The organism is Enterococcus ureilyticus (genome assembly GCF_001730315.1).
GTDB lineage: Bacteria > Bacillota > Bacilli > Lactobacillales > Enterococcaceae > Enterococcus_L > Enterococcus_L ureilyticus.
Genome location: NZ_MIKC01000034.1, coordinates 202,652 through 222,947, shown reverse-complemented (window position 1 = coordinate 222,947; position 20,296 = coordinate 202,652). Strand labels below are relative to the sequence as shown.

The window sequence follows — 20,296 nt, the reverse complement described above, 5'->3', positions numbered from 1 at the left end:
CCATTAATAGGCTTCTTCTATTTGCCAAGTCAGTGTCGTTTCGTATTTCCCTATTTGTTTCACTGAACCGACCGGAACGTTCAAACGCAGCCCTTGTTTTTCTGGTCCCCATGTTTCCTGACTAATGTCATATTTCCCTGTGGACTGGTGTTTGGAGCTAAAAACTTCCTGAGCATCTGTGGAAATCATTTTTTCTTCCCCAGCAGTCTGATAACTTAGCACATCTGGCAATTTCTGCGATGGATCATCTGGGATACTAAAATCTTGTGATTGTTTTAACGTGATTTTCCAAGTACCTAGCGTTTGACGATTGTCCCATATGATTAAATCTTGATCATATTCTGGATTGGCATAGGTTTTATCAAAGGCACTCACATTTTGATCCCCAAAATTAATGCTACTAGGTGCTGATTGAATAAATAGTGTTCCTTTAAACGTGTATTTTCGTGTGACACCTTCAGGTACGATCAACAGATTTTGTTCATCTGCAGGAGGCGTATCTAAAACATAGTTCAACGCTTCGACCGCTTTAAGCTTTTCGAGGACTTGTGCATTTTGAGTTAAGTCAATCGACTCTGCAACAGTTGATTCAAACGTAATTTCGTCCACAATGGGTTGATTATTTTCATCAACAAATTGGATTGTTACTGGCGCAATACTTGGTACCACCGTCACATTAATTGGCTTATCTACTTTAGCTGTCCCGCTACCATAAGAAGCGGTTGCTTCATAGATGCCTCCCTGAGCAGAAGCTGACGTTAGAGGTAGTTTATCTATTGAAAGATTCAGTTGAGTATTATTCATTGTCGTTACAGATACGTCGTCATACTGCCATAATTTCAACTCAGTTTTTTCTAAAATCAAGGAGCGTAATGCCGCATCTGTTGTAGGATACTCTTTTGAATCGACACTAAAGTCTTTCCCGTAGATAATGTACTGACTACTTTTGACAACCTCCTGATTTTGAATAAAGAGTGGAATCGTCACATCACGTGCATTCCCTTTTTCATCGGTAAGAGTTAGTTGGAAACTACTTGGACCAACTGTTTTGACTAGAGTCGAGATGTCTTGTCCAGATTTCAGTTCAATCTTGATATTATCTTTTGGTGTATAATCATCCTGAAACTCTGATAAAAATGGACGATAATCTGTTGCATTTTCTATCGCTTTAGCATCATCTGCATCAATAAACGTTAGTTTACCTGTTCCTGTTGGTGCTTCTTTGTCATAGTTTAATTTGTACGTATAATCGTTATCTGATAGGAAATTTTGTGCTTTCAAATGTGTAGTTAGTGTTAAATCGGTATCTTGACTCACGCCGATATCTTTTACTTTAAACTGGATATCAACTTTGCCCTCTTCTACCGTTAAGTCTTTGGATAATGGAATACTCAATTCATTGTTCGTATAAGTTGGTGTTACAGATACACCGTTCAACTTAAATGTGCCGTATTGATACTTTTGATAAGGAGATAAAGAAAATGTATAGGTTGGCTGTAGCATGTTTTGTTTACCACCCATATATTCGCCACTATAATCGACAGTTATCTCAGAATTTTGAGTAGTACTTTGTATCTTGTCTCCATTAGCATTTGTAAACGTAAGACTATCTTCATAATTTACTAACCCTGGCACAGATTTGAAAGCAACCATTGCTTTTTCAACTTCTCCACCTGTTGAGCCAGTAAATCCCCAATAAACACTATCCGCTCCAAATGTATCTCTTGAAATCGTTGCTGTTACAGGATCGAGGTCCCCGTATTGATACGTTAGCTGACCATTGTTATTTGAGTCCCAAGTTTTCCATTTAATTTTTAGCAATCGCCATTGCCCATCTCCAAGATAGAAACTAGGGTACTGTAAACCAAGATGATTAACCTTTATTGTTTTATAGCTGCTAGAGTATGGGGCCACATAAGAAGAAGCCTTGTCAGGAAAAGTATACGCAATATGGCCTTTTCCAGAGTTTGTATCTACATTACCATCAAAATTATCTCCACTTACACCGTTGTACCAAGTATCAAACTCTATAGCAAAACTATTCCTAAGTTGCGATCCCGTTACTTTTTGAGGAGCATACGGTGTAACAGCTGTTCCGTACACTGCCAACCACCCTCCAACATTTCCATAAAAGTTAGTGGTTTTAGTTGAATCGTTATGCATGACAAAAGTAACACCATCTGCTGTCCCGTCTATATTGATCCACATTTCTGCGTTAAAGTCTTTCGTCAAATCCAGTTTGTTGTCATCCGTAGAAAAAATACTACCTATCTGACTCTTCTCGTTATTGGTAATGATAACGTTATTCCCTTCGACGTAACTATTTGCACCTTGAGGTACTTTAAAAATATTATCCAACGAAACACTCATAATATCCTCAGCTGCTTCTGCATACTTAGGCATAATCAGAAAACCAATCGTTGCTACAAGAAAAAACAACACCTTTTTTTTACTTATCATTTTATTCTCACCTCCTTTCTACTTCTAATTCATCCATATTCAAGAGATTAAAAGATTGCTGACTATGGATAAATCTAAGAGATGTATATCCTAATGTTGTTTCTACTTTATAAAAAATCAAATCCAACGGTTAAAATTATTTTGTGAACAGGGATAAAAACTGATTACTTATTTGTTTCAATCTATTACCCAGCTCATTTTTTAAGCACACTTTATCAATAAGCTTCTTCTATTTGCCAAGTCAGTGTTGTTTCATATTTCCCTATTTGTTTCACTGAACCGACCGGAACGTTCAGACGCAGCCCTTGTTTTTCTGGTCCCCATGTTTCTTCGCTAATATCATATTTCCCTGAGAACTGGTGTTTGGAGCGAAAAACTTCCTGAGCATCTGTGGAAATCAGTTTTTCTTCACCTGAAATCTGATAGCTCAGCACATCCGGCAATTTCTGAGATGGCTCTCCTGGGATACTAAAATCTTGTGATTGTTTTAATGTTATTTTCCATGTGCCTAGCGTTTGACGATTATCCCATATGATTAAATCTTGATCATACTCTGGATTGGCATAGGTTTTATCAAAAGCACTCACATTTTGATCCCCAAAATTAATGGTCTTAGGTGCTGATTGAATAAATAGCGTTCCTTTAAACGTATATTTTCGTGTGACACCTTCAGGTACGACCAACAGGTTTTGTTCATCTGTAGGAGACGCATCTAAAACATAGTTCAATGCTTTGACCGCTTTAAGCTTTTCGAGGACTTGTTCGTTTTTGGTTAGGTCAATCGACTCTTCAACATTTGATTCAAACGTAATTTCATCCACAATAGGTTGATTATTCTCATCTACGAATTGAATCGATACTGGCGCAATACTTGGGATCACCGTCACTTTAACTGGCTTAGCTACTTTAGCTGTCCCGCTTCCATAAGAAGCGGTTGCTTCATAGACACCTGCTTGAGCAGTATTGGACGTTGGAGGTAGTTTATCCATTGATAGATTTAATTGAGTATTATTCATTGCCGTTACAGATACGTCGTCATACTGCCATAATTTCAACTCTGTTTGTTCAAAAATTAGAGAGCGCAATGCTGCATTTGTTGTAGGATAATTTCTTGAATTTACACTAAAGTCTTTCCCATAGATAATGTACTGACTACTTTTGACAACATCCTGATTTTGAATAAAGAGTGGAACCGTCACATCACGTGCATTCCCTTTTTCATCGGTAAGCGTTAGTTGAACACTACTTGGACCAACTGTTTTGACTAAAGCAGCGATGTCTTGTCCAGGTTTTAATTCAACCCTGATTTTATCTTTTGCTGAGTAGTTATCTTGATATTCTGATAAAAATGGACGGTAATCTGTTACATTGGAAAGTGCTTGTTCATCACCAGCATCAATAAATGTTAATTTACCTGTTCCTGTTGGTGCTTCTTTGTCGTAGGTTATTTTGTATGTGAAATCGTTATCTGACAGGAAATTTTTTGCTTTTACATGTGCTGTCAGTGTTAAGTCTGTATCTTGGGTCACCTCACTATCTTTTACTTTAAACTGGATATCAACTTTACTATCTGTCGATGATAAGTCTTTTGATAAAGGAATTTCCAACTCATTATTAACGTATGTTGGTGTAACCGCAACACCATTGAGCTTAAACGATCCTTGTTGATACTCTTGATTTGGTGATAAAGTGAACTTATAAGTTGGTTCCATTAGGTTTTGTTTCCCTCCCACATGTTGACCAACATAGTGAACTGTCACCTCGGAATCTTGGGTAATGTTTTGAATGCTATTTCCTTCAGCATCAATGAAATCAACATTTTCAGAGTAATCTACAAATCCTGGTAAAGATTTAAAACGAACGCTTGCTTTTTCAGTTACATTAGTTGTTGACCCAGTGAATCCCCAATAAACATTATCTGTTCCACCAAATGTATACTTAGGAACTGATGCTGAAATAGGCTCTAATCCTTCGTATTGATACGTTAAATTCCCAATATTACTAGCATTCCAAGCAGTCCATTTTAATGTTAATAATCGCCACTTACCATCACCAAGCTTAAAAGAAGGATATTGCACTCCATTGTGTTTAACTGATGCAACCGTTCTGTCTGCATAAAATCCATAACCATCATAACTATCTGGAGTCGTGTATGCGATGTGTCCATTACCTAAATTTGTATTTAAAAATCGATCATATCCGAAGTTGTAATAAGTATCAAATTCAATAGCCAGACTTTTTTTTAATTGGGATGGTCCTATCAACATATAAACCCCCTGTAAATACCAATACGATCCGTAGACCGCTAAACCCTGACCAGTTAAACCTGAAAAATTTTGGGTTTTAGGTTGATCATTATGCATTACAAACGTCATTCCGTCACCACTACCATCAATTTTTACATACATTTCAGCATAAAAATCTTTTGAAAGATCTATCTTATTTTCTTCAGTAGAATAGATACTGCCAATTTGATTTGATGTATTATCTGTTATAACAATTTCATTTCCATCTACATAACTGTTTGCTCCTTGAGGGACTTTAAAAATAGTATCTACGGGTACACTATCAATTTCTTCTGTAGCTTCTGTATAGTTTGGAAAAAACAGAAAACCAACTAATATCCCCAAAAAAAGTAACCCAGGTTTTTTTTCTGTCATTTTTCATTCTACCTCCTATCTACTTCAGTTTATTTTTAAGGCTTATCTCTAAATAGAACAACTTACGAATTTTTCAACATATACCCTTTTGATCGAACTGTTTTTATATATTTTGGTTTTTTCAAATCACTCTCTACTTTACTTCGTAAATGAAAAATCAGATTACTGATTTTATACTTATTGCTTCTTTTATCGTCATTCCAGATTAAAGACAATATTTCTTCATAAGTAACTGTACTATTGAGATTTTCCATTAATAAGCTCAAAATATTGTACTCACTTCGGGTCAGTGAAATTTCTTCTCCATTTTCTTTATGTACGCTCAAATTTATTGGATTTAAATTTAAAGAAGGAACTTTATTTTTACTCATATTAGAAATATTTACTCTTTTTTTGAAATTACGTTCAAGTACACTTGTAATTTGTAACTGGATCAACTCAGAGGATCTATCACTGTATGAAATTCCATCGACACCCATTTTGTAATATAAAATTTCATTTTTTTCTTCATAGTTAGCTGATAGCACCCAAATTAGTCCAGAAAAATTCTTTCTCAGTTCAAATAATATGTTTAGTATATTGATTGAACTAATCGCTTTGATTTCTTCTATAATAATGAGGTCTGCATCTAAGTGAGAAATATCTATGTTTGTTTCTGTAGTAAAAGTTAAATCTAATAAGTCAAAAGAAGATAGTATGTCTTTTAATCGGCTCTCTTCTCTATCTGTAATAGCAATAGATTTATATGTCATTGTTATTCATCCTTACTTTTATTTTTTGTCCTTATTGAATATACAACAAATATTTCTATTTGAAATTCTTTTTTTTTCGCTTAAAATGCAAAAAAAAAAAAAATATTTTTTCTTTTTCTTCCTATATATATAGAGCGATTTTGAGAGGGAATAACTTCTCATAGATTATAATTGAGCGTATTATTCGCTTTATTTCTTTCTGCAATTTAGAATTTTTAGAACATGTTCAAGATAAATTTTGCATTATAATGCAAATAAGGAGTGATAAATTAAATGAATGAGATAGAAAAAAGATTAATATTTGATAACATCCTAAAACGTAAGCTACATATTTTATCTTTATTAATAGACTCAAATGAACCTATATCTGTTTTTGATTTACAAAAGAATTACGATGTATCCATTAAAACATTACAACAAGATTTTTTATCCATTGAAAATGCTCTTTCTTCAACTGTGGAACTAACCAAATCTAGTAATTGGTCCATCAGGAAAATAGCTTCACCCAAAGCTATCCAAACGTACATGTATGATTTAATACAACATAATCCTATTTTTATATTAGTGGATTCACTCTATGAAGGAAAAAAAGAAAAGGTTGCAACTTTTGCTGAAAATCACTTTATCTCTCAGTCAGCCTTAAGAAAACATATTGATTTATTGAAAGATGTATTAGCTGATTATCATTTAACGTTAAATACGAACCCATTTGAACTTATCGGAAATGAAATAGATATTCGCCACTTCTTTTTTCATTATTTTAACAATAACCACAGAAATTGGATGAATACATTTACAGATGCAGATTTTAAACTAATAGACAATTTTTTAAACTATATTAGAGACAATTATAAACAGATATTGACTATTGATTACTATAGATTCGCTCAGTTAATCAAAATTTCTCGCAATAGAATTGCTCAAAATAACCAGGTCTCTTTTGACAGTTCCCTTATTTCAACCTATAGCACTCATGCTGGTTTCAAATCGATTCATAGCGCCATTGATTGGGTTTCAAGAAACGATACTCTTTATACTGATTTATCTGATTCTGAAATTATCTATCTTTACATCATTGCTATAAATTCTGTTGTTTATGGAAAAGATTCTTTTTACATTCTCGATGATTTGTTACCGATGTTAAAAACCTTTAATACGATAGTTGATAACTTCTTCAAGGATTTACATTATAATTTTTCCGCAAACGTTGAACTCAATCTGATTTTAAAATCTTATTTGTCTAATTTAGACATGTTAAGCAAATTTTCTCCTCTTTTTCAAACGGAACAACAGGATTTAAAAAATATCGCTATACATGAATACCCCAAAACATATGAAAATTGGTTATATTATCTAGAAAAATACTCTGATTTTCATTTCAAACAGGATATAGCCACTTCGTTAACTTTATTGACAGAAACTAATTTGAAAAGAGATCATATTATTTTATTTGCCATATCTAGTACTCCAATAATTTCAGAATACCTAAAGAATATTGCAGCATCTGTAGCACCTAAAGAGGTTCAAATCCACTTTATAATAAACCAACCGGTCACTGAAAATTTAATTCGATTTCTACATATTGATATTGTTGTTGCTAATTTTGCAATTCCTGAAGACCTTTCTAATATCAAATCAATTCAAATATCGTCAATCCCTGGTGAAATGGAATGGATGAATTTAGCAAAAGAACTTCGTCGCTATTTAAGCTAGTTGATCATTTTTTAGCGAACTGAAAATCGTATTAATATCTATTTATTATTTTTGAGTCGCTTTTTTCTATTTTTTTTTGATAAAATAGAAAAGAAGCGATTGTACTTTAATTACCAATTGAAAAGAAAGCTGAGTGAGCAGTATGAAAAATTTTAGGAAAGTTATTCAAATGTTAACTGGACGTTTCGATAATAGTGAGCAGTTTCACTCTCTATCGGAAGAAGAACAACAGACGTTTCCCTTTGCCATACACAATAATACTATTCTAAATGGCTTGATTGTGAATCGTCCAAAAGAATTCGATGGGGTATTTTTGCATGAAGAAAGTTACTATACGTTGAATAATAAGGAGAAATTCAAATCAGATATTTTTCTTTTTTCAACGGATGAATCTGGCGATGTTGTGTTAAAATCGATCACTGTGCCAAAAGAATTAATAAACACTAAATTTAATGAACTAAATGAAATTGATTTTACGGTTCTTTCAGTATCGGATAAATTTGTTCCATTGCACTATAAGGAACATGAGGGGACGTTTATTGGCGAATCACACAGTATGTTTACGAAGAAAACAGCGTTTATTTTAAAGCAAGAACTATCTGATGAAGCGTTGGTCATAAAAGAGGAAATGTTTAATGGCAATAAGCGAGTGTTTGGGTTTGATAGACCGATCATCTATAAACGGATTCTAAGCAAGAACTAGAAAATAGCCTTGAATAAGAAATAATAGTTAAGTAATCAATAATAGCTGATTTAAGGTGGGGAATGAGTCTTTACGTCATTTGTAATTCGAATAAACGATAGAAGTAATCATTTCTTATTGCTCTGTATTAGAAACTTCTATCCCATCATGATCAATCATTTTCGCTCATCCCTCCTCTATTGTTTCATTTGTTTTTTATCTGTACGAAACTGCTTTACAGATTTTGAATTTGAAACAAACGGTGTAAGTAGCCATTATTAATAAGCTACTTATACTGTTTTGCTATTTGTCTAACGGGTATTTAGATAAAATACAATTTTAGAAAACAAAAAAGGTTAAAACAAAAGTTCCTAAAATTGTAAAAATCAGCAAAAATTTTTACTATCCTTTTTACAGATTGAGATTGTTTATATATTATGCTATGAGATATTACGGACTGAAAAAATACCATGGATGCAACTTTGTGTTAAATCACACACATATTACATTTTAGTAATGTAACCTTTCTAAAGTGGAAGTTACTATTTTCGCTTTGTATAGTAAGATTAATTTATAAATTTTGAGGAGATGATTAAAATGAACACAACGAAAGGTTTATCAGGAAACCAATTAAAAATAATAGGAATTGTTTTAATGACTATCAACCATCTAGATCTATTGTTTTACCCTAACCTTGAACACATACCTTGGCTTAATTTTTTGGTATTGTTTGCCGGTCCAGCAGTTGCTCCTTTATTTATTTTTCTAAGTTCAGAGGGGTATTATTATACGCGTAATAAACAAAAATATTTATTTACTTTATTACTTGGATTTTGGGGAATGTCTCTTGTTAAATTCTTATTAACTCATTTATTAAATTTAAGCGTAGACTATGAAAATTTGCTATTTATGAATATTTTTGGAGGAATTTTTCAAGCAGTTTTGGCCATGTACTTGTACGATTCTATTGTAAAGCATTTCAAAGAAAAGAAACGAATCATTGCAATTCTTCTTATTTGTTTGCTAGTGTTACTTCTAAGTTCTCTTTTTTGGATGAGTTCGGTAAGTAATCCAATGTACTTGAAAATTGGAATGGATATCGTTCCTGTAGTTGTTGAAGGTGCTCCGATCCTGCCACTGATGGGATTACTATTTCATATTTTCAGAAATAATAAGAAAATTATTCTTTTAATCGCACTACTTTTTGTTTTACCTAATTCTATTATTGACCTCTTAAGTAATGGTTTGTCTGGCTCAATGTGGTCTGCTCTCCTACTTCCATTATTTATTTTATTCTATAATGGACAACGTGGAAATGGACCGAATAAGTATTTTTTCTATATATACTACCCGCTTCATATTGCATTCTTTGTTTTGATAAATTACGTATCTTGAAAGAATTTTTTTATTATTTTTCTTTATATATAAGGGAGCAATTTTTAGTGTTATTTAATGGTATTCGTAAGAAAAATTATGTTGCATGTTCGTATTCTTTTCGGACATACTTAAGGGGTAGAATAGAACGAGTGAACTTCTCTCTCTTCGGTTGCCAAATAGTGCGCATCATTTGCTCTTCAAGTAATCACTGTGATGTGCACTAAAAAACAGCTCATGTTGGCATGAACTGTTCAAATTAGAATATAAAATAAATTAGTACTTCAAAGACTGGCAGCAACCAAGCATTTGAAGCCTTGTAAAGACAGTACCACCTGCCCAAACAAGTTGCCAATTGCTAGCATAAAAGCACTAGCTTCTTTTATTGTACCTAAAGTTTGCCTATTTTCTATAGCTTTCTTGGATGCTTTTTGGCTTACTTCGAAAAAGTGGTAGATGATTCTTTGAACTACTGTGAACGATATTGGGTGATGTTATCTGATATCGTTTTTTTCTGTTCTGCAAATCTAAAAAAAAAAGGGTTCATTCAAAGTAAAGCAAATAATCAATGATAGATATAACACAAGGAGACAACATTCATTTCGTTCACCTCATTCACTCTACCTTTTGGTCAGTCGTAGTCCTTCAATTCTTGGAGCTTTAGCTCTTAGAAATTGATGAGATCGAAGTGGAATGTAGTGGTGCAAAGTAATAAGGCACTTCACCATCTGACAGCAATCAGCTGATGACGCCGCATCAACTATCTATAGTTGGTATACCACCTAAATCTCTCGTATTATAGGTTGTTTCTAAAGGCAATCGTTGATAATACATGCTTTGTCCCCTTTTCTTTAAATTGCTCTTTTGACTCTTGTCACAAGCATTTCTATTGTGAACATCGTGCCAAAAATCACCAAAAAGATAAACGTGATTTTTCCATACTGATAACCACCAATTGCTCGTGTCAGTAGTGTGCCAATTCCTCCTGCTCCAACCATTCCAAGTGATATTGATTCAGCCACGTTTCCTTCAAGACGAATCGCTAACCAATTAAGGAAAGATTTTGATACATTCGGTAAAATGCCTTCTTGTATCAATTGAAACCAATTCGCTCCTGTTGATCGCATGGTCTCAATGACCTGAACTGGAATTTCTTCTATACTGCTGATAAATGATTTTGTTAAGTAACCGACTGTTGGAAACATCATTCCAATAACACCAGATAGTGGTCCAAAACCTAAACTTGCGACAATCATTAAGATCCACACAAGTGCTGGAATCGCCCTGATAATGGATATGACTGCTTTTATACCTACTGACAGAAAATGTGCTGGCGCAATGTTATCAGCACCCACGCAAGCAACTGTAAAGGATAAGATTGCCCCTAAGATCAGTGAAGCTACGGCCATTGATAAAGATAGCACTAATTCACTCAAGATTGTCCCAATATCTGAAATATCCAGTGTTAAAAAATGACGAATCACCTCACCAGATTGACCCAATCTCGATAAAAAAGTTCCCATGTCTAAATCTAATAATGATGCACTAATCCCAAATAATAAGATAGCAACTACCCAAATCACAAGGTTTCTTATTTTATCTTTTGGCTTTACTAAAGGAATTCTATTCATTCGCCCATTCCCCCTATAATATCCACTTTCTAAGTTTATTTACACAAAATTCCGTTAGCAATACTAGTATGACTAAAATGATAATTAGCGCCATTGCTTCTTGATATTTAAACAAACGAATATTCGTTTGAATCATGATACCAATCCCTCCAGCACCTACCATCCCTAAAATACTTGATGCCCGAATGTTGATTTCAAATGAGAAGAATGTCCAATTGATCCAGGCAGGGAAAAAAGCAGGAATAATTCCATGAACAAGTAATTGTGCAGGTGTTGCCCCAGTTGCTTTTAATGCTTCTAATTTACTATCTGCAATATTATTCATTTCTTCTGCATATGAACGCGTCAAAAAACCAAATGTTGCAAGAATCAACGCAATTAATCCAACCATGTTTCCAATCCCAAAGATGTAGACTAACAACGAGGCCCAGACCAATATGGGGATGTTCCTAATAAATGAGACAATAAATCGAACAGCAATTCTTAATGGTGCAATCGGATTGATTGATTCAGCCATTAGCAATCCAAAAACAAAAGATAAGACTGCGGAAATATAGGTTCCTACTACCGCAAATAGCAACGTTTGCACAATCAATGTGATATAGCTAGAAAAACCATTGAAGTTTGGCGGGAAAAAATTTTCACCAAAAAATAGAAAAACGTTAGGTAAAGTCAAAAGCGGTGTTATAGGATCTACTTGCAAATAAACGAAGGAATATATTCCGATAACGCTTAACAATGCAACTGTTACGCGTTTTTTCAAACTTTTTTGATGCGCTAAGGCGATTGATCCTAGATTATCCATACGCATGTTCCTCTTGTTGTGCTAGGATCATAGTAGGATTTTCCATATTTATAGCTGGAATAGCCTCGTTGTTATAAAGCTGTTCGATTTTTTCTTCTGTCAACTCGGCTGGCGTTCCATCAAATACAATTTCCCCTTTTTTTACGCCAATAATGCGCGTTGCATACTTTTTAGCAATATCAACTTGATGTAAATTGACAATCGTTGTCATATTTCTTGACTCGGTTATCTCTTTTAATTGAGTCATCACGATCTCTGATGATTTTGGGTCAAGAGAGGCAATCGGTTCATCTGCCAAAATCAGTGCAGGATTTTGCATCAACGCTCGGCAAATACCCACTCGCTGCATCTGTCCTCCTGAGAGTTCATCTGCACGTTTATAGGCTTGATCCAGTAACCCAACTTGTGCTAATAATTCCATCGCTATTTGCCGATCTTCTTGTGTGTATCGACCAAATGCACTTGTAAAAAAAGAGACCTGTCCTAGTTTTCCATGAAGTACATTTTTCAGCACATTTGTTCTCTCCACTAAATTGTAATGCTGAAAAATCATCCCGATATGTGAACGTAATTTTCTTAACTTCTTTCCTTTTGCTGTCGTGATATTTTGTTGCTGAAACAAAACAGCTCCCGAACTTGGAGAAACTAATTGATTGATTACACGAATCAGTGTTGATTTTCCTGCTCCAGATGGACCGATAACAACAACAAATTCACCTTTATTGATTGAAAGTGAAATATCATTTAATGCTTTTTGCCCCGTTTTGTATTCTTTGCTAACATTTTTAATTTCTACTAATGTCATTATTTTTCTCCCTCTATTTCCAAGACCTTCATCATCTCTTTGATCGATTCATAGTCTGTGTCATGAGCCTCAACAAACTTCACCGAATCGTCTTTGTAAAAAGCTTTAAAGTATTCTTTATCATCATAGTTCAAATAGAAATCTTTGATTTTTTTCTTCAATTCTTCTGGTAAATCTTTTCTCATAACGTATGCTGCATTAGGAATTTCTTGCGTTTCACCAATGATTTTTAGCTTATCTTTTTTGACTAATCCTGCATCATCCATAGATTGTAAGACTTGTGCAGCAACTGCGGCCGCTTCATAATCTCCTTTAGCAACCCCCATGACACTTGAATCGTGTTTGCCAGAGTAGGCTACTGTTTTAAAGAAATAATTTGGTTCTTCGACTTTTTCCTGTTCTAAATCAAGTTCTTTGACCAATTCATACTTTGGATAGAGATAACCAGAAGAGGAAGCGGGATCAACAAAAGCGAAATTACTTCCTTTCAAATCTTTCAAATTGTTAATTTTATCATTGTCGTTTTTTGTGATAAAAACCGTACGATAAGCTTCTTTTCCGGCGGATGATGTTGTAACGATTGGTTCTATTTCTACGCGTTCTTTGGCTTGATAATAGCTCATAGGGGATACTAACAATATATCTAGCTTTTCATTTTTCATCGCTTCGATCCCTACTGCGTAATCTGCCCCTTCCATTACATCCACTTCAATGCCTAATGCTTTACTCATATCTTCTTGAAATTTTTTATTTTTACCGCCAGCTTCAGGATTATTTTCATCTGGCATCGTGACAATCGTTATCTTTTCTGGCATACCATCTGCTTTAGCAGAAACCGTTTTGTTTGATCCGCAGGCAGTCATGAATCCAATTGAGGCCAATAGTGTGAGTCCAAATAGAACGTTCTTTTTCATGTTGATTTTCTTCCTCCTTTTTGTTATTACACTGATAATACTACCCATTGAATGTAAATTTATCCGCACTTTTATGTAAATTATAAGTTAATTGATGTTAAGAAATGGTATGGAATCTGTGGATTTTAAGTACGGATGACAAGATTTCAACTTAAAAATAGAACGACCGTTATGCTATAAATGAGACGTATCGAGCTTTTCAAAGGAAGAATTTGTAAAGTGAGAGAGTAGCTTTCTTTCTATTTATTTTTTGTGTCTTAATCATTTTACTAATGATTATTTTCTCGTCTCTTTTTTCTCTTTCAATTTTTTGATAAAATGGAAAAGAAGTAATGATTCTATAACGGCAACTATAAAGAAAGCTGAGTGAGCGATATGGAAAATTTGAAGAGAGTTATTCAACTGTTAAGTGGACGTTTCGATAATAGTGAGCAGTTTCATTCTCTGTCAGAAGAAGAACAAGAGAAGTTTCCCGTTGCAATACACAACAATATGCTTTTAAATGATCTGATTGTGAATCGTCCAAAGGATTTCGATGGGGTGTTAAAATCGATCATTGTGCCAAAAGAATTAATGAACGCGAAATTTGATACGCTAAAAGACATTGATTTTTCTGATCTCTCAGAATCTGACAAATTTGTTCCATTGCATTATAAGGAACATGAGGGTACGTTTATTGGTGAATCACATAATATATTTACGAAAAAACAGCGTTTATTTTGAAGCAAGAACTATCTGATGAAGCGTTGGTCATAAAAGAGGAACTGTTTAATGATGATAAACGAGTGTTTGGATTTGATAGACCGATTATCTATAAACAAAATATCTGATAGGCTACTAGTAAATTGATTCGTAAGGTCATTGACAATCCCTTCATCTGTAATGCTTCCTGCCATTATAAAACTTATTCCAAAATTTTAGATTTACAATACAATCTTATCAACAACTAATTTGTAAAAAAGGTAAAATAACACCATTTTAGTAAAATTTATTTATTTCTTTATACACCTCTGGCTATAATATTAAAAAAGCCGTCTCAACTTAACGGCTTTTTTCAACTCATTCACTTAGCTATTTTTCTGCACTCAAATAAACACTAACTTTACTTTGCCTGAATGACCTTCAATATGACTTCCTCAACTTCCTTAGAATAGACTTTATGATTTTTATTCAACAAATAAGGTAGTAACATTTTGTTATTTTATATTATTTCACTATTAACGAGGGTATTTAGCTCGGACTAATCGATCGTTTTCAGTTATAAAATGAATTAAATGTGGTTTTTGAAGCTTCGCTATGCTATTTAAGCTCGATCATTGCTAATATAATGAAATGCCTTATAAGTGTACTAATAACGAACAATAGAACGATAGAAAAGAACTTTAGGAAGGAACACACTTAATTTTTATCACACCAATGGAGGGACTCTTGATTCATAGTCCCTCCTTATGTATCCAGATTTTTTTCGCTATCCGCTGAAATTCTCATCCTGTTGTTCATCTATTATACTTCCAGCAAGCTCCTCTCCTTTTAAAATCTGATCCAGAGAAAAATCAAAAAAGAAGCTTAATTCGACTAACGTATCGATATTAGGATACGATAGATCATTTTCCCAACGCGAAACCGTTTGTCTTGTTACATGAAATTTTTTCGCTACTTGCTGTTGTGTCAATCTTTTTTCTTCTCTGCTTCTTTTTAATAAGTTACCGATCCTCATTACCTGTCAACCTACCTTCACCAAATAAACTATTTCCTCAACAATAGTAAAAAAAGACTTTCTTCATGTCTATACTATTTGTCTAAGATATCTTAAATATCACATACTAGAAATGATTTAAAAAGCAATTTTGATGTTACCTTTTACTATATTGGTAGGTTTGTCTCATTTTTTAGACTTATTTATAAAAAAATAGCCCAATTCCCCTCACATAATATAATGATTACATAAGTTAAATTGAGCAAGCTCTTTTTGAAGTTTCTCGGCTATTTTCTCAAAATCTTCTCCATGGCTTTCCCTTTTGCTAATTCGTCTATCAGCTTATCCATATAACGAATTTTTTGCATCAGTTCGTCTTCGATATCTTCCACACGATACCCACAGATCACGCCTTTGATCAAAGAAACATTAGGATTGATTGCTGGAGCTTCTTCAAAAAACGTTACAAAATCAACCTTATCATCGATCTGCTTTTGTAACCCAGCTTCATCATATCCTGTTAACCAGCAAATAATTTCATCCACTTCTGCTTTCGTTTTTCCTTTTCGTTCTACTTTTTGATTATATAATACATAGACACTAGCAAAAGACATTGTAACTATTTTAGGCTTTTTCGCTTCCATTCGCTTTCCATCCTTTATTGGTTGTTTCACTATTTTATTTATTATACCGCTATTTAAAACATATTCAGTAAAATACCTTATTAAACGTAAATTATACATATTAGTAAGAATAAAGTGTTCCAAAATAACTACTAAGTCCAAGGTTAATGACAACAATAGCACCAAAAACAATTGCTACAGAAGTTCTATTCATACTAAGTAAGCAATATGCCACAATTCCAAAAATTAAACATTTTAACGCTACAAGCCGCAAACCATCAAGGCGATGACTTGAAGATGGAGCACACCAAATGCTCCAAATAACAATCATTAATATAGGTGCTAACAAACCGACTGTAATACGTATAATTTTATTAGATTGAAGAGTAAATCCCCAATATCCTAAAATAAATATAGCAAATATTTCCAGTAAAAATGCAATTGCGATATTACTGTTTTTAATTAAATTCATTACGTTCTCCTTTTATTCTTAACTGGTTTGAGTATATAATAATAAGATAAATAAAACAATTACGCACAAAAAAGTAAGTACCTAGTGGAGGTTGAGATTTGAAATCAGAAAAAGAAGATAAATGTACCGTTGAAGATTATGGTTTTGAAAACATAGAAAAATTGTTAACTATGATAGGCGGCAAATGGAAAATACAGATCATTTATCACTTAAGTGGAAACTATAACATTAGATATGGGCAGCTAAAAAGAAAACTTCCTGAAATCAGTCATAAAATACTATCAGCTCAATTGAAAGATTTAGAAAAAGACGGGCTTATTTATAGGACAGAACACGATGAAATTGTACCTAGAGTAGAGTATTTACTTACAGAACTTGGAAGGAGCCTTCTGCCTGTTTATGAAGTAATTGGAAATTGGTGTGAGGAAAACAGGGCTATTTTAGAACTGAGGCAAAAATAAAAAGACGACCTACTTATTGTCGTAAGTCATCATTTTTGTAAAAGTTCATCTTTCGCTGAATTTAAATTTTCTATTTACCTGATTTTCAAGAAGTTGTTTTATGGAAGCTGCTTATTAAAACATTATTAAATTTTCGTATTTATAGGAAATGCATTCATTTTTTTTGCTGCACCTGATTTAATACGAAGAGAAGTTCACTTACCTTTTGTTTTTTTATTTGTGTCACTAAAGAAGTTACTTGCTGAACCTCAACCTTTTTTTCTTGTTCGATTTTTTCATCTAAAGAAAGAACTTTTTTAGCTGGTTTTGTCTGGATATTTCTATTTTTTTGTTTATTCTTATTTTTATCTATTATTAAGATTAGACAGAAAAATAGCAAGACTCCAATGATGATTATCTGCATGAAGTGCCCTCTCTCTTCCTTAACTAGAAAGAGAACCTTAACCGATTCGTTAAGGTTCTCTTCTGATTATTTTTGTCCTAAAATATCTAAAATAATTTGAGCATGCATCGCTGAACCCACTGAGAAACATTCTTCCATAATTTTGAATTTTGGATGATGATTCATATAGCCGCAGCCTTCTGCTGCTGTTCCACCACCTAAAATAAAGAATGAAACTGGCTTAACGTCAGTATACGCAGAAAAATCTTCCCCACCCATCATTTTAGGTGCTTCAAACATTCGCTCTTTGCCAACAACCTTTTCAGCTGCAGCTATGACTAAATCTGTCGCGTCACTATCATTGTTTACCTCGCTATAACCAAGTAAATAATCTAGATCATATGTTGCATCATACATCTTGCAGACATTATCAATGATTGCTTCAATCCGCTTTTGGATGAATGAGCGAACCTCTTTATTATTCGTCCGAACAGTCCCTTGAATTTGGGCTGTATCAGGAATAACATTTGCTGTTTTCCCCGCATTAAACTCACCGATTGAAATAACTGCATTATCAAATGGACTTATATTTCTTGAAACAATATTATTCAAATTATTAATGATTTCTACTCCGATCATAATGGGATCAACAGAAAGATCAGGAGTTGAACCATGTGAGCCTTTCCCTTGGATTTTCAATGTAAAGACATCCGACGCTGCACTTGCTGCGCCTTTTCTTGTCCCGATCATCCCCACTGGAATATTCGGTGCAATATGCAGACCAAAAACCATATCTACATCATCCATTACACCCGCTTCAACTAATAATTTTGCCCCACCTGGTGGCTCTTCTTCAGCTGGTTGGAAAATAAATTTCACCGTTCCAGCAATTTTGTCTTGCATTGTGCTCAATACCTTAACTGCACCTAATAGCATGGCAGTATGTGTATCATGGCCACAAGCATGCATCACACCTGGATTTTCAGATGGGAAATCTACATCTGCCTCTTCCTCGATTGGCAACGCATCAATATCCGCTCTTAAAGCAATCGTTTTACCTGGCTTATCGCCTTTTAATACGGCGATCACGCTATTTTCGGTTAGCGAGCTAACTTCTAAATTTGGGAAATCCGCTAGTACCTTTTGAATATATTTCGCTGTTTCCACTTCATGAAAGGATAATTCTGGATGGCGATGCAAATGTCTCCGCCATTTTACCATATCTGCCTGAGGCATTTGTTCTTGAATAGTTGTCATTGTATTTCCTCCTTCATTTTAAAACGAGTCTATATAACTAGATCGCTTATTTTTGTTTGATAAACATTATCGTCACAGCTGTCAACAAGCCGACAACTAAAAAGAAAATAAAGGTTGAAATGTATTGCCCATTAGACAATTCAACTAATTTTCCAATCAGCGTTGGTGAAACAAATCCACCAAGAATCCCTCCTGTTGCAAGTGTCCCATAACTTGGAGCAAATTTAGCTCCTTCGAAAATTCGTAATGGAATACTCATCATAGTGACAAATGAAATAATTAAAAAGAAATTCGCTAAGCCCATAACGATCGATAGTAAGACCAGGTTTCCAATATAATAGGACCCAAATGCAGAAAATGTGCCTAAAATAGCTGTAATCGCCACAACTGCTTTTTCCTTATGTTGGAAAAAACGTCCGACAACATAACTACCGCCGATTGAGCCAATCAACATAAACAACCCACCAACACTGCTGATTACAGCCGCACCATTTAAGTCCAACCCACGTTCTCCAGTCAAGAAACTAGGCACCCAACTTGAAAGTCCATATAATAAACAGTTGATGAAAAATGAACTTAAAAATAAAATCCAAACCCGTATATCAGACCAAATCACTAAAATTGAAATTTTATCTGTTTTTGTTGCAATAGCTTCTGCTTTTTCTTGTTTTTTTTCATTTCTAGGTATAGCGATAATTAAGAAAATAGCAATCACAACAGCTAATACGGTTAAAATCAGATACGCATTTTTCCATCCTGCATTAGTAATGATCGGTGATAAAGCTAATGGTCCGATAAACCCTGCTACTCCAGAAGAAGAAAGTAAGATTCCTTGCGCAAAGGTGCGCTTTTCAGGTGGAAAATTCATCGTGACTTCTTTACTAGCAGACGAAGCATAACCTGAGTGTGCCAAGAATCCCGTTAAAAAACGCACCGACATAAACATAATTAATGAGGTGCCAAATCCAAATAAGAATGAAAATAAGCCCATTCCTAACACAGAACCTATTAAAACAATTCGTGAACCAACCTTATTGATCACTAAGCCCATCGGAATCTGCATAATAGCATATCCTAAGAAAAAAGCACTCATGATCATCCCTTTTGCCGCAGGCTCTAACCCAAATTCTGTTGAAATTGGAATCAGTGAATACCCCACCGAAAGCTTATCAATATAAACCATAGTATACCCTAAAAATAATGCAACTAGTAACAACCCAGTTTTCTTTGTTTCCTTTTTCTCCATGTGTCCTCCTTCATATAAAAGCGATAAGGTCTCGTTTTGGTTCCTCTGAAAAATAGGAAAAATTGACTGTGACGCTTTTTTGTCGCATTCAATTTTTATCTTTTTTCCGAGAACTTAGCCCATATAGCTAGATAATAATAAAAGCGATAAGGGCTCGTTTTGGTTCCTCTGAACGACAATGTTCAACTCCAACATATAGCTTCATCAGAGTTCCTAACTCGTTACAGAAAAAAATTCAAACGAGCTTAGGTCTAAAAAGATAATTATTATCCTTATAGTATAATCTATTATCCACTAAAAAAAAAGAAAAAAATGAGAAAAGCATGTGTTTAAAATTAAAAAAAGAATGTATGAACAATAAGT

At 34.0% G+C, this 20,296-nt stretch carries 18 protein-coding genes; 5 read left to right on the top strand and 13 right to left on the bottom strand.

Translation table 11 applies throughout. The features are described from left to right. Positions 1-3: 3 nt before the first annotated feature. The 3 genes from BCR24_RS11480 to BCR24_RS11470 all read right to left on the bottom strand — a co-directional run bounded on the left by BCR24_RS11480 (position 4) and on the right by BCR24_RS11470 (position 5,872). Positions 4-2,460, bottom strand: a complete 2,457-nt coding sequence (locus tag BCR24_RS11480) for a lectin-like domain-containing protein (protein ID WP_069640659.1) — start codon at positions 2,458-2,460, stop codon at positions 4-6. A 215-nt stretch (positions 2,461-2,675) separates the two neighbouring features. Beyond that, positions 2,676-5,120 carry a lectin-like domain-containing protein gene (locus BCR24_RS11475; RefSeq protein WP_069640658.1) on the bottom strand — a complete coding sequence of 815 codons (2,445 nt, stop codon included), beginning with the start codon at positions 5,118-5,120 and terminating at the stop codon, positions 2,676-2,678. A 62-nt stretch (positions 5,121-5,182) separates the two neighbouring features. Continuing rightward, positions 5,183-5,872, bottom strand: a complete 690-nt coding sequence (locus BCR24_RS11470) for a winged helix-turn-helix domain-containing protein (RefSeq protein WP_069640657.1) — start codon at positions 5,870-5,872, stop codon at positions 5,183-5,185. A 273-nt stretch (positions 5,873-6,145) separates the two neighbouring features. Between BCR24_RS11470 and BCR24_RS11465 the strand changes: the two genes are divergently transcribed. The 3 genes from BCR24_RS11465 to BCR24_RS11455 all read left to right on the top strand — a co-directional run bounded on the left by BCR24_RS11465 (position 6,146) and on the right by BCR24_RS11455 (position 9,662). Next, positions 6,146-7,585, top strand: a complete 1,440-nt coding sequence (locus BCR24_RS11465; RefSeq protein ID WP_069640656.1) for an AcpB/EbpR/MafR family transcriptional regulator — start codon at positions 6,146-6,148, stop codon at positions 7,583-7,585. A gap of 142 nt (positions 7,586-7,727) precedes the next feature. Then, a complete protein-coding gene (locus tag BCR24_RS11460) occupies positions 7,728-8,288 on the top strand; it encodes a hypothetical protein (RefSeq protein ID WP_069640655.1) in 561 nt (186 codons plus the stop codon). A gap of 576 nt (positions 8,289-8,864) precedes the next feature. Then, the gene (locus BCR24_RS11455; RefSeq protein WP_069640654.1) at positions 8,865-9,662 is read left to right on the top strand and encodes a TraX family protein; all 798 of its coding nucleotides are present in this window, start codon (positions 8,865-8,867) and stop codon (positions 9,660-9,662) included. A gap of 830 nt (positions 9,663-10,492) precedes the next feature. Here BCR24_RS11455 and BCR24_RS11450 read toward each other — a convergent pair. The 4 genes from BCR24_RS11450 to BCR24_RS11435 are packed head-to-tail and all read right to left on the bottom strand — an operon-like array spanning position 10,493 to position 13,796. Continuing rightward, positions 10,493-11,272: a PhnE/PtxC family ABC transporter permease gene (locus BCR24_RS11450; RefSeq protein ID WP_069640653.1), complete on the bottom strand. Its 780-nt coding sequence runs from the start codon at positions 11,270-11,272 to the stop codon at positions 10,493-10,495. A 13-nt stretch (positions 11,273-11,285) separates the two neighbouring features. After that, entirely contained in the window at positions 11,286-12,077 is a 792-nt protein-coding gene (phnE, locus tag BCR24_RS11445; protein ID WP_069640652.1) for a phosphonate ABC transporter, permease protein PhnE, read from the bottom strand. Continuing rightward, complete coding sequence (phnC, locus tag BCR24_RS11440; protein WP_069640651.1) at positions 12,070-12,882, bottom strand: phosphonate ABC transporter ATP-binding protein; 813 nt, start codon at positions 12,880-12,882, stop codon at positions 12,070-12,072. Before phnC ends, phnE begins: the two co-directional genes overlap by 8 nt. Further along, positions 12,882-13,796 (bottom strand): phosphate/phosphite/phosphonate ABC transporter substrate-binding protein, encoded by a 915-nt coding sequence (locus BCR24_RS11435; RefSeq protein WP_239574262.1) that lies wholly within the window; start codon positions 13,794-13,796, stop codon positions 12,882-12,884. Before BCR24_RS11435 ends, phnC begins: the two co-directional genes overlap by 1 nt. A gap of 375 nt (positions 13,797-14,171) precedes the next feature. Here BCR24_RS11435 and BCR24_RS11430 point away from each other — a divergent pair, with 375 nt between their 5' ends. After that, positions 14,172-14,519: a hypothetical protein gene (locus BCR24_RS11430; protein WP_069640650.1), complete on the top strand. Its 348-nt coding sequence runs from the start codon at positions 14,172-14,174 to the stop codon at positions 14,517-14,519. 745 nt (positions 14,520-15,264) lie between these two features. Here BCR24_RS11430 and BCR24_RS11425 read toward each other — a convergent pair. The 3 genes from BCR24_RS11425 to BCR24_RS11415 form a co-directional block, all read right to left on the bottom strand. Next, entirely contained in the window at positions 15,265-15,513 is a 249-nt protein-coding gene (locus BCR24_RS11425) for a helix-turn-helix transcriptional regulator (RefSeq protein WP_069640649.1), read from the bottom strand. A 266-nt stretch (positions 15,514-15,779) separates the two neighbouring features. Then, a complete protein-coding gene (locus BCR24_RS11420; protein ID WP_069640648.1) occupies positions 15,780-16,136 on the bottom strand; it encodes a DUF2200 domain-containing protein in 357 nt (118 codons plus the stop codon). A gap of 100 nt (positions 16,137-16,236) precedes the next feature. Then, positions 16,237-16,587 carry a YrdB family protein gene (locus tag BCR24_RS11415; RefSeq protein WP_069640647.1) on the bottom strand — a complete coding sequence of 117 codons (351 nt, stop codon included), beginning with the start codon at positions 16,585-16,587 and terminating at the stop codon, positions 16,237-16,239. A 98-nt stretch (positions 16,588-16,685) separates the two neighbouring features. Here BCR24_RS11415 and BCR24_RS11410 point away from each other — a divergent pair, with 98 nt between their 5' ends. Beyond that, positions 16,686-17,048 carry a winged helix-turn-helix transcriptional regulator gene (locus tag BCR24_RS11410; protein WP_069640646.1) on the top strand — a complete coding sequence of 121 codons (363 nt, stop codon included), beginning with the start codon at positions 16,686-16,688 and terminating at the stop codon, positions 17,046-17,048. A 154-nt stretch (positions 17,049-17,202) separates the two neighbouring features. Here BCR24_RS11410 and BCR24_RS11405 read toward each other — a convergent pair whose 3' ends face one another. From BCR24_RS11405 to BCR24_RS11395, 3 genes are all read right to left on the bottom strand, one after another. Beyond that, on the bottom strand, positions 17,203-17,451 hold the full coding sequence (locus BCR24_RS11405; RefSeq protein ID WP_069640645.1) for a hypothetical protein: 249 nt from the start codon (positions 17,449-17,451) through the stop codon (positions 17,203-17,205). Positions 17,452-17,517: 66 nt separating this feature from the next. Then, entirely contained in the window at positions 17,518-18,687 is a 1,170-nt protein-coding gene (locus tag BCR24_RS11400; RefSeq protein WP_069640644.1) for an amidohydrolase, read from the bottom strand. A 46-nt stretch (positions 18,688-18,733) separates the two neighbouring features. Continuing rightward, on the bottom strand, positions 18,734-19,933 hold the full coding sequence (locus BCR24_RS11395) for an MFS transporter (RefSeq protein WP_069640643.1): 1,200 nt from the start codon (positions 19,931-19,933) through the stop codon (positions 18,734-18,736). Between the last annotated feature and the right edge of the window lie 363 nt (positions 19,934-20,296).

Coding starts and splice junctions, on each gene's coding strand:
- BCR24_RS11430 (WP_069640650.1), top strand. CDS start 14,172: ATGGAAAATTTGAAGAGAGTTATTCAACTGTTAAGTGGACGTTTCGAT.
- phnE (WP_069640652.1), bottom strand. CDS start 12,077: ATGGATAATCTAGGATCAATCGCCTTAGCGCATCAAAAAAGTTTGAAA.
- BCR24_RS11470 (WP_069640657.1), bottom strand. CDS start 5,872: ATGACATATAAATCTATTGCTATTACAGATAGAGAAGAGAGCCGATTA.
- BCR24_RS11435 (WP_239574262.1), bottom strand. CDS start 13,796: ATGAAAAAGAACGTTCTATTTGGACTCACACTATTGGCCTCAATTGGA.
- BCR24_RS11450 (WP_069640653.1), bottom strand. CDS start 11,272: ATGAATAGAATTCCTTTAGTAAAGCCAAAAGATAAAATAAGAAACCTT.
- BCR24_RS11415 (WP_069640647.1), bottom strand. CDS start 16,587: ATGAATTTAATTAAAAACAGTAATATCGCAATTGCATTTTTACTGGAA.
- BCR24_RS11460 (WP_069640655.1), top strand. CDS start 7,728: ATGAAAAATTTTAGGAAAGTTATTCAAATGTTAACTGGACGTTTCGAT.
- BCR24_RS11455 (WP_069640654.1), top strand. CDS start 8,865: ATGAACACAACGAAAGGTTTATCAGGAAACCAATTAAAAATAATAGGA.
- BCR24_RS11400 (WP_069640644.1), bottom strand. CDS start 18,687: ATGACAACTATTCAAGAACAAATGCCTCAGGCAGATATGGTAAAATGG.
- BCR24_RS11465 (WP_069640656.1), top strand. CDS start 6,146: ATGAATGAGATAGAAAAAAGATTAATATTTGATAACATCCTAAAACGT.
- BCR24_RS11425 (WP_069640649.1), bottom strand. CDS start 15,513: ATGAGGATCGGTAACTTATTAAAAAGAAGCAGAGAAGAAAAAAGATTG.
- BCR24_RS11475 (WP_069640658.1), bottom strand. CDS start 5,120: ATGACAGAAAAAAAACCTGGGTTACTTTTTTTGGGGATATTAGTTGGT.
- BCR24_RS11395 (WP_069640643.1), bottom strand. CDS start 19,933: ATGGAGAAAAAGGAAACAAAGAAAACTGGGTTGTTACTAGTTGCATTA.
- BCR24_RS11420 (WP_069640648.1), bottom strand. CDS start 16,136: ATGGAAGCGAAAAAGCCTAAAATAGTTACAATGTCTTTTGCTAGTGTC.
- BCR24_RS11405 (WP_069640645.1), bottom strand. CDS start 17,451: ATGCAGATAATCATCATTGGAGTCTTGCTATTTTTCTGTCTAATCTTA.
- phnC (WP_069640651.1), bottom strand. CDS start 12,882: ATGACATTAGTAGAAATTAAAAATGTTAGCAAAGAATACAAAACGGGG.
- BCR24_RS11480 (WP_069640659.1), bottom strand. CDS start 2,460: ATGATAAGTAAAAAAAAGGTGTTGTTTTTTCTTGTAGCAACGATTGGT.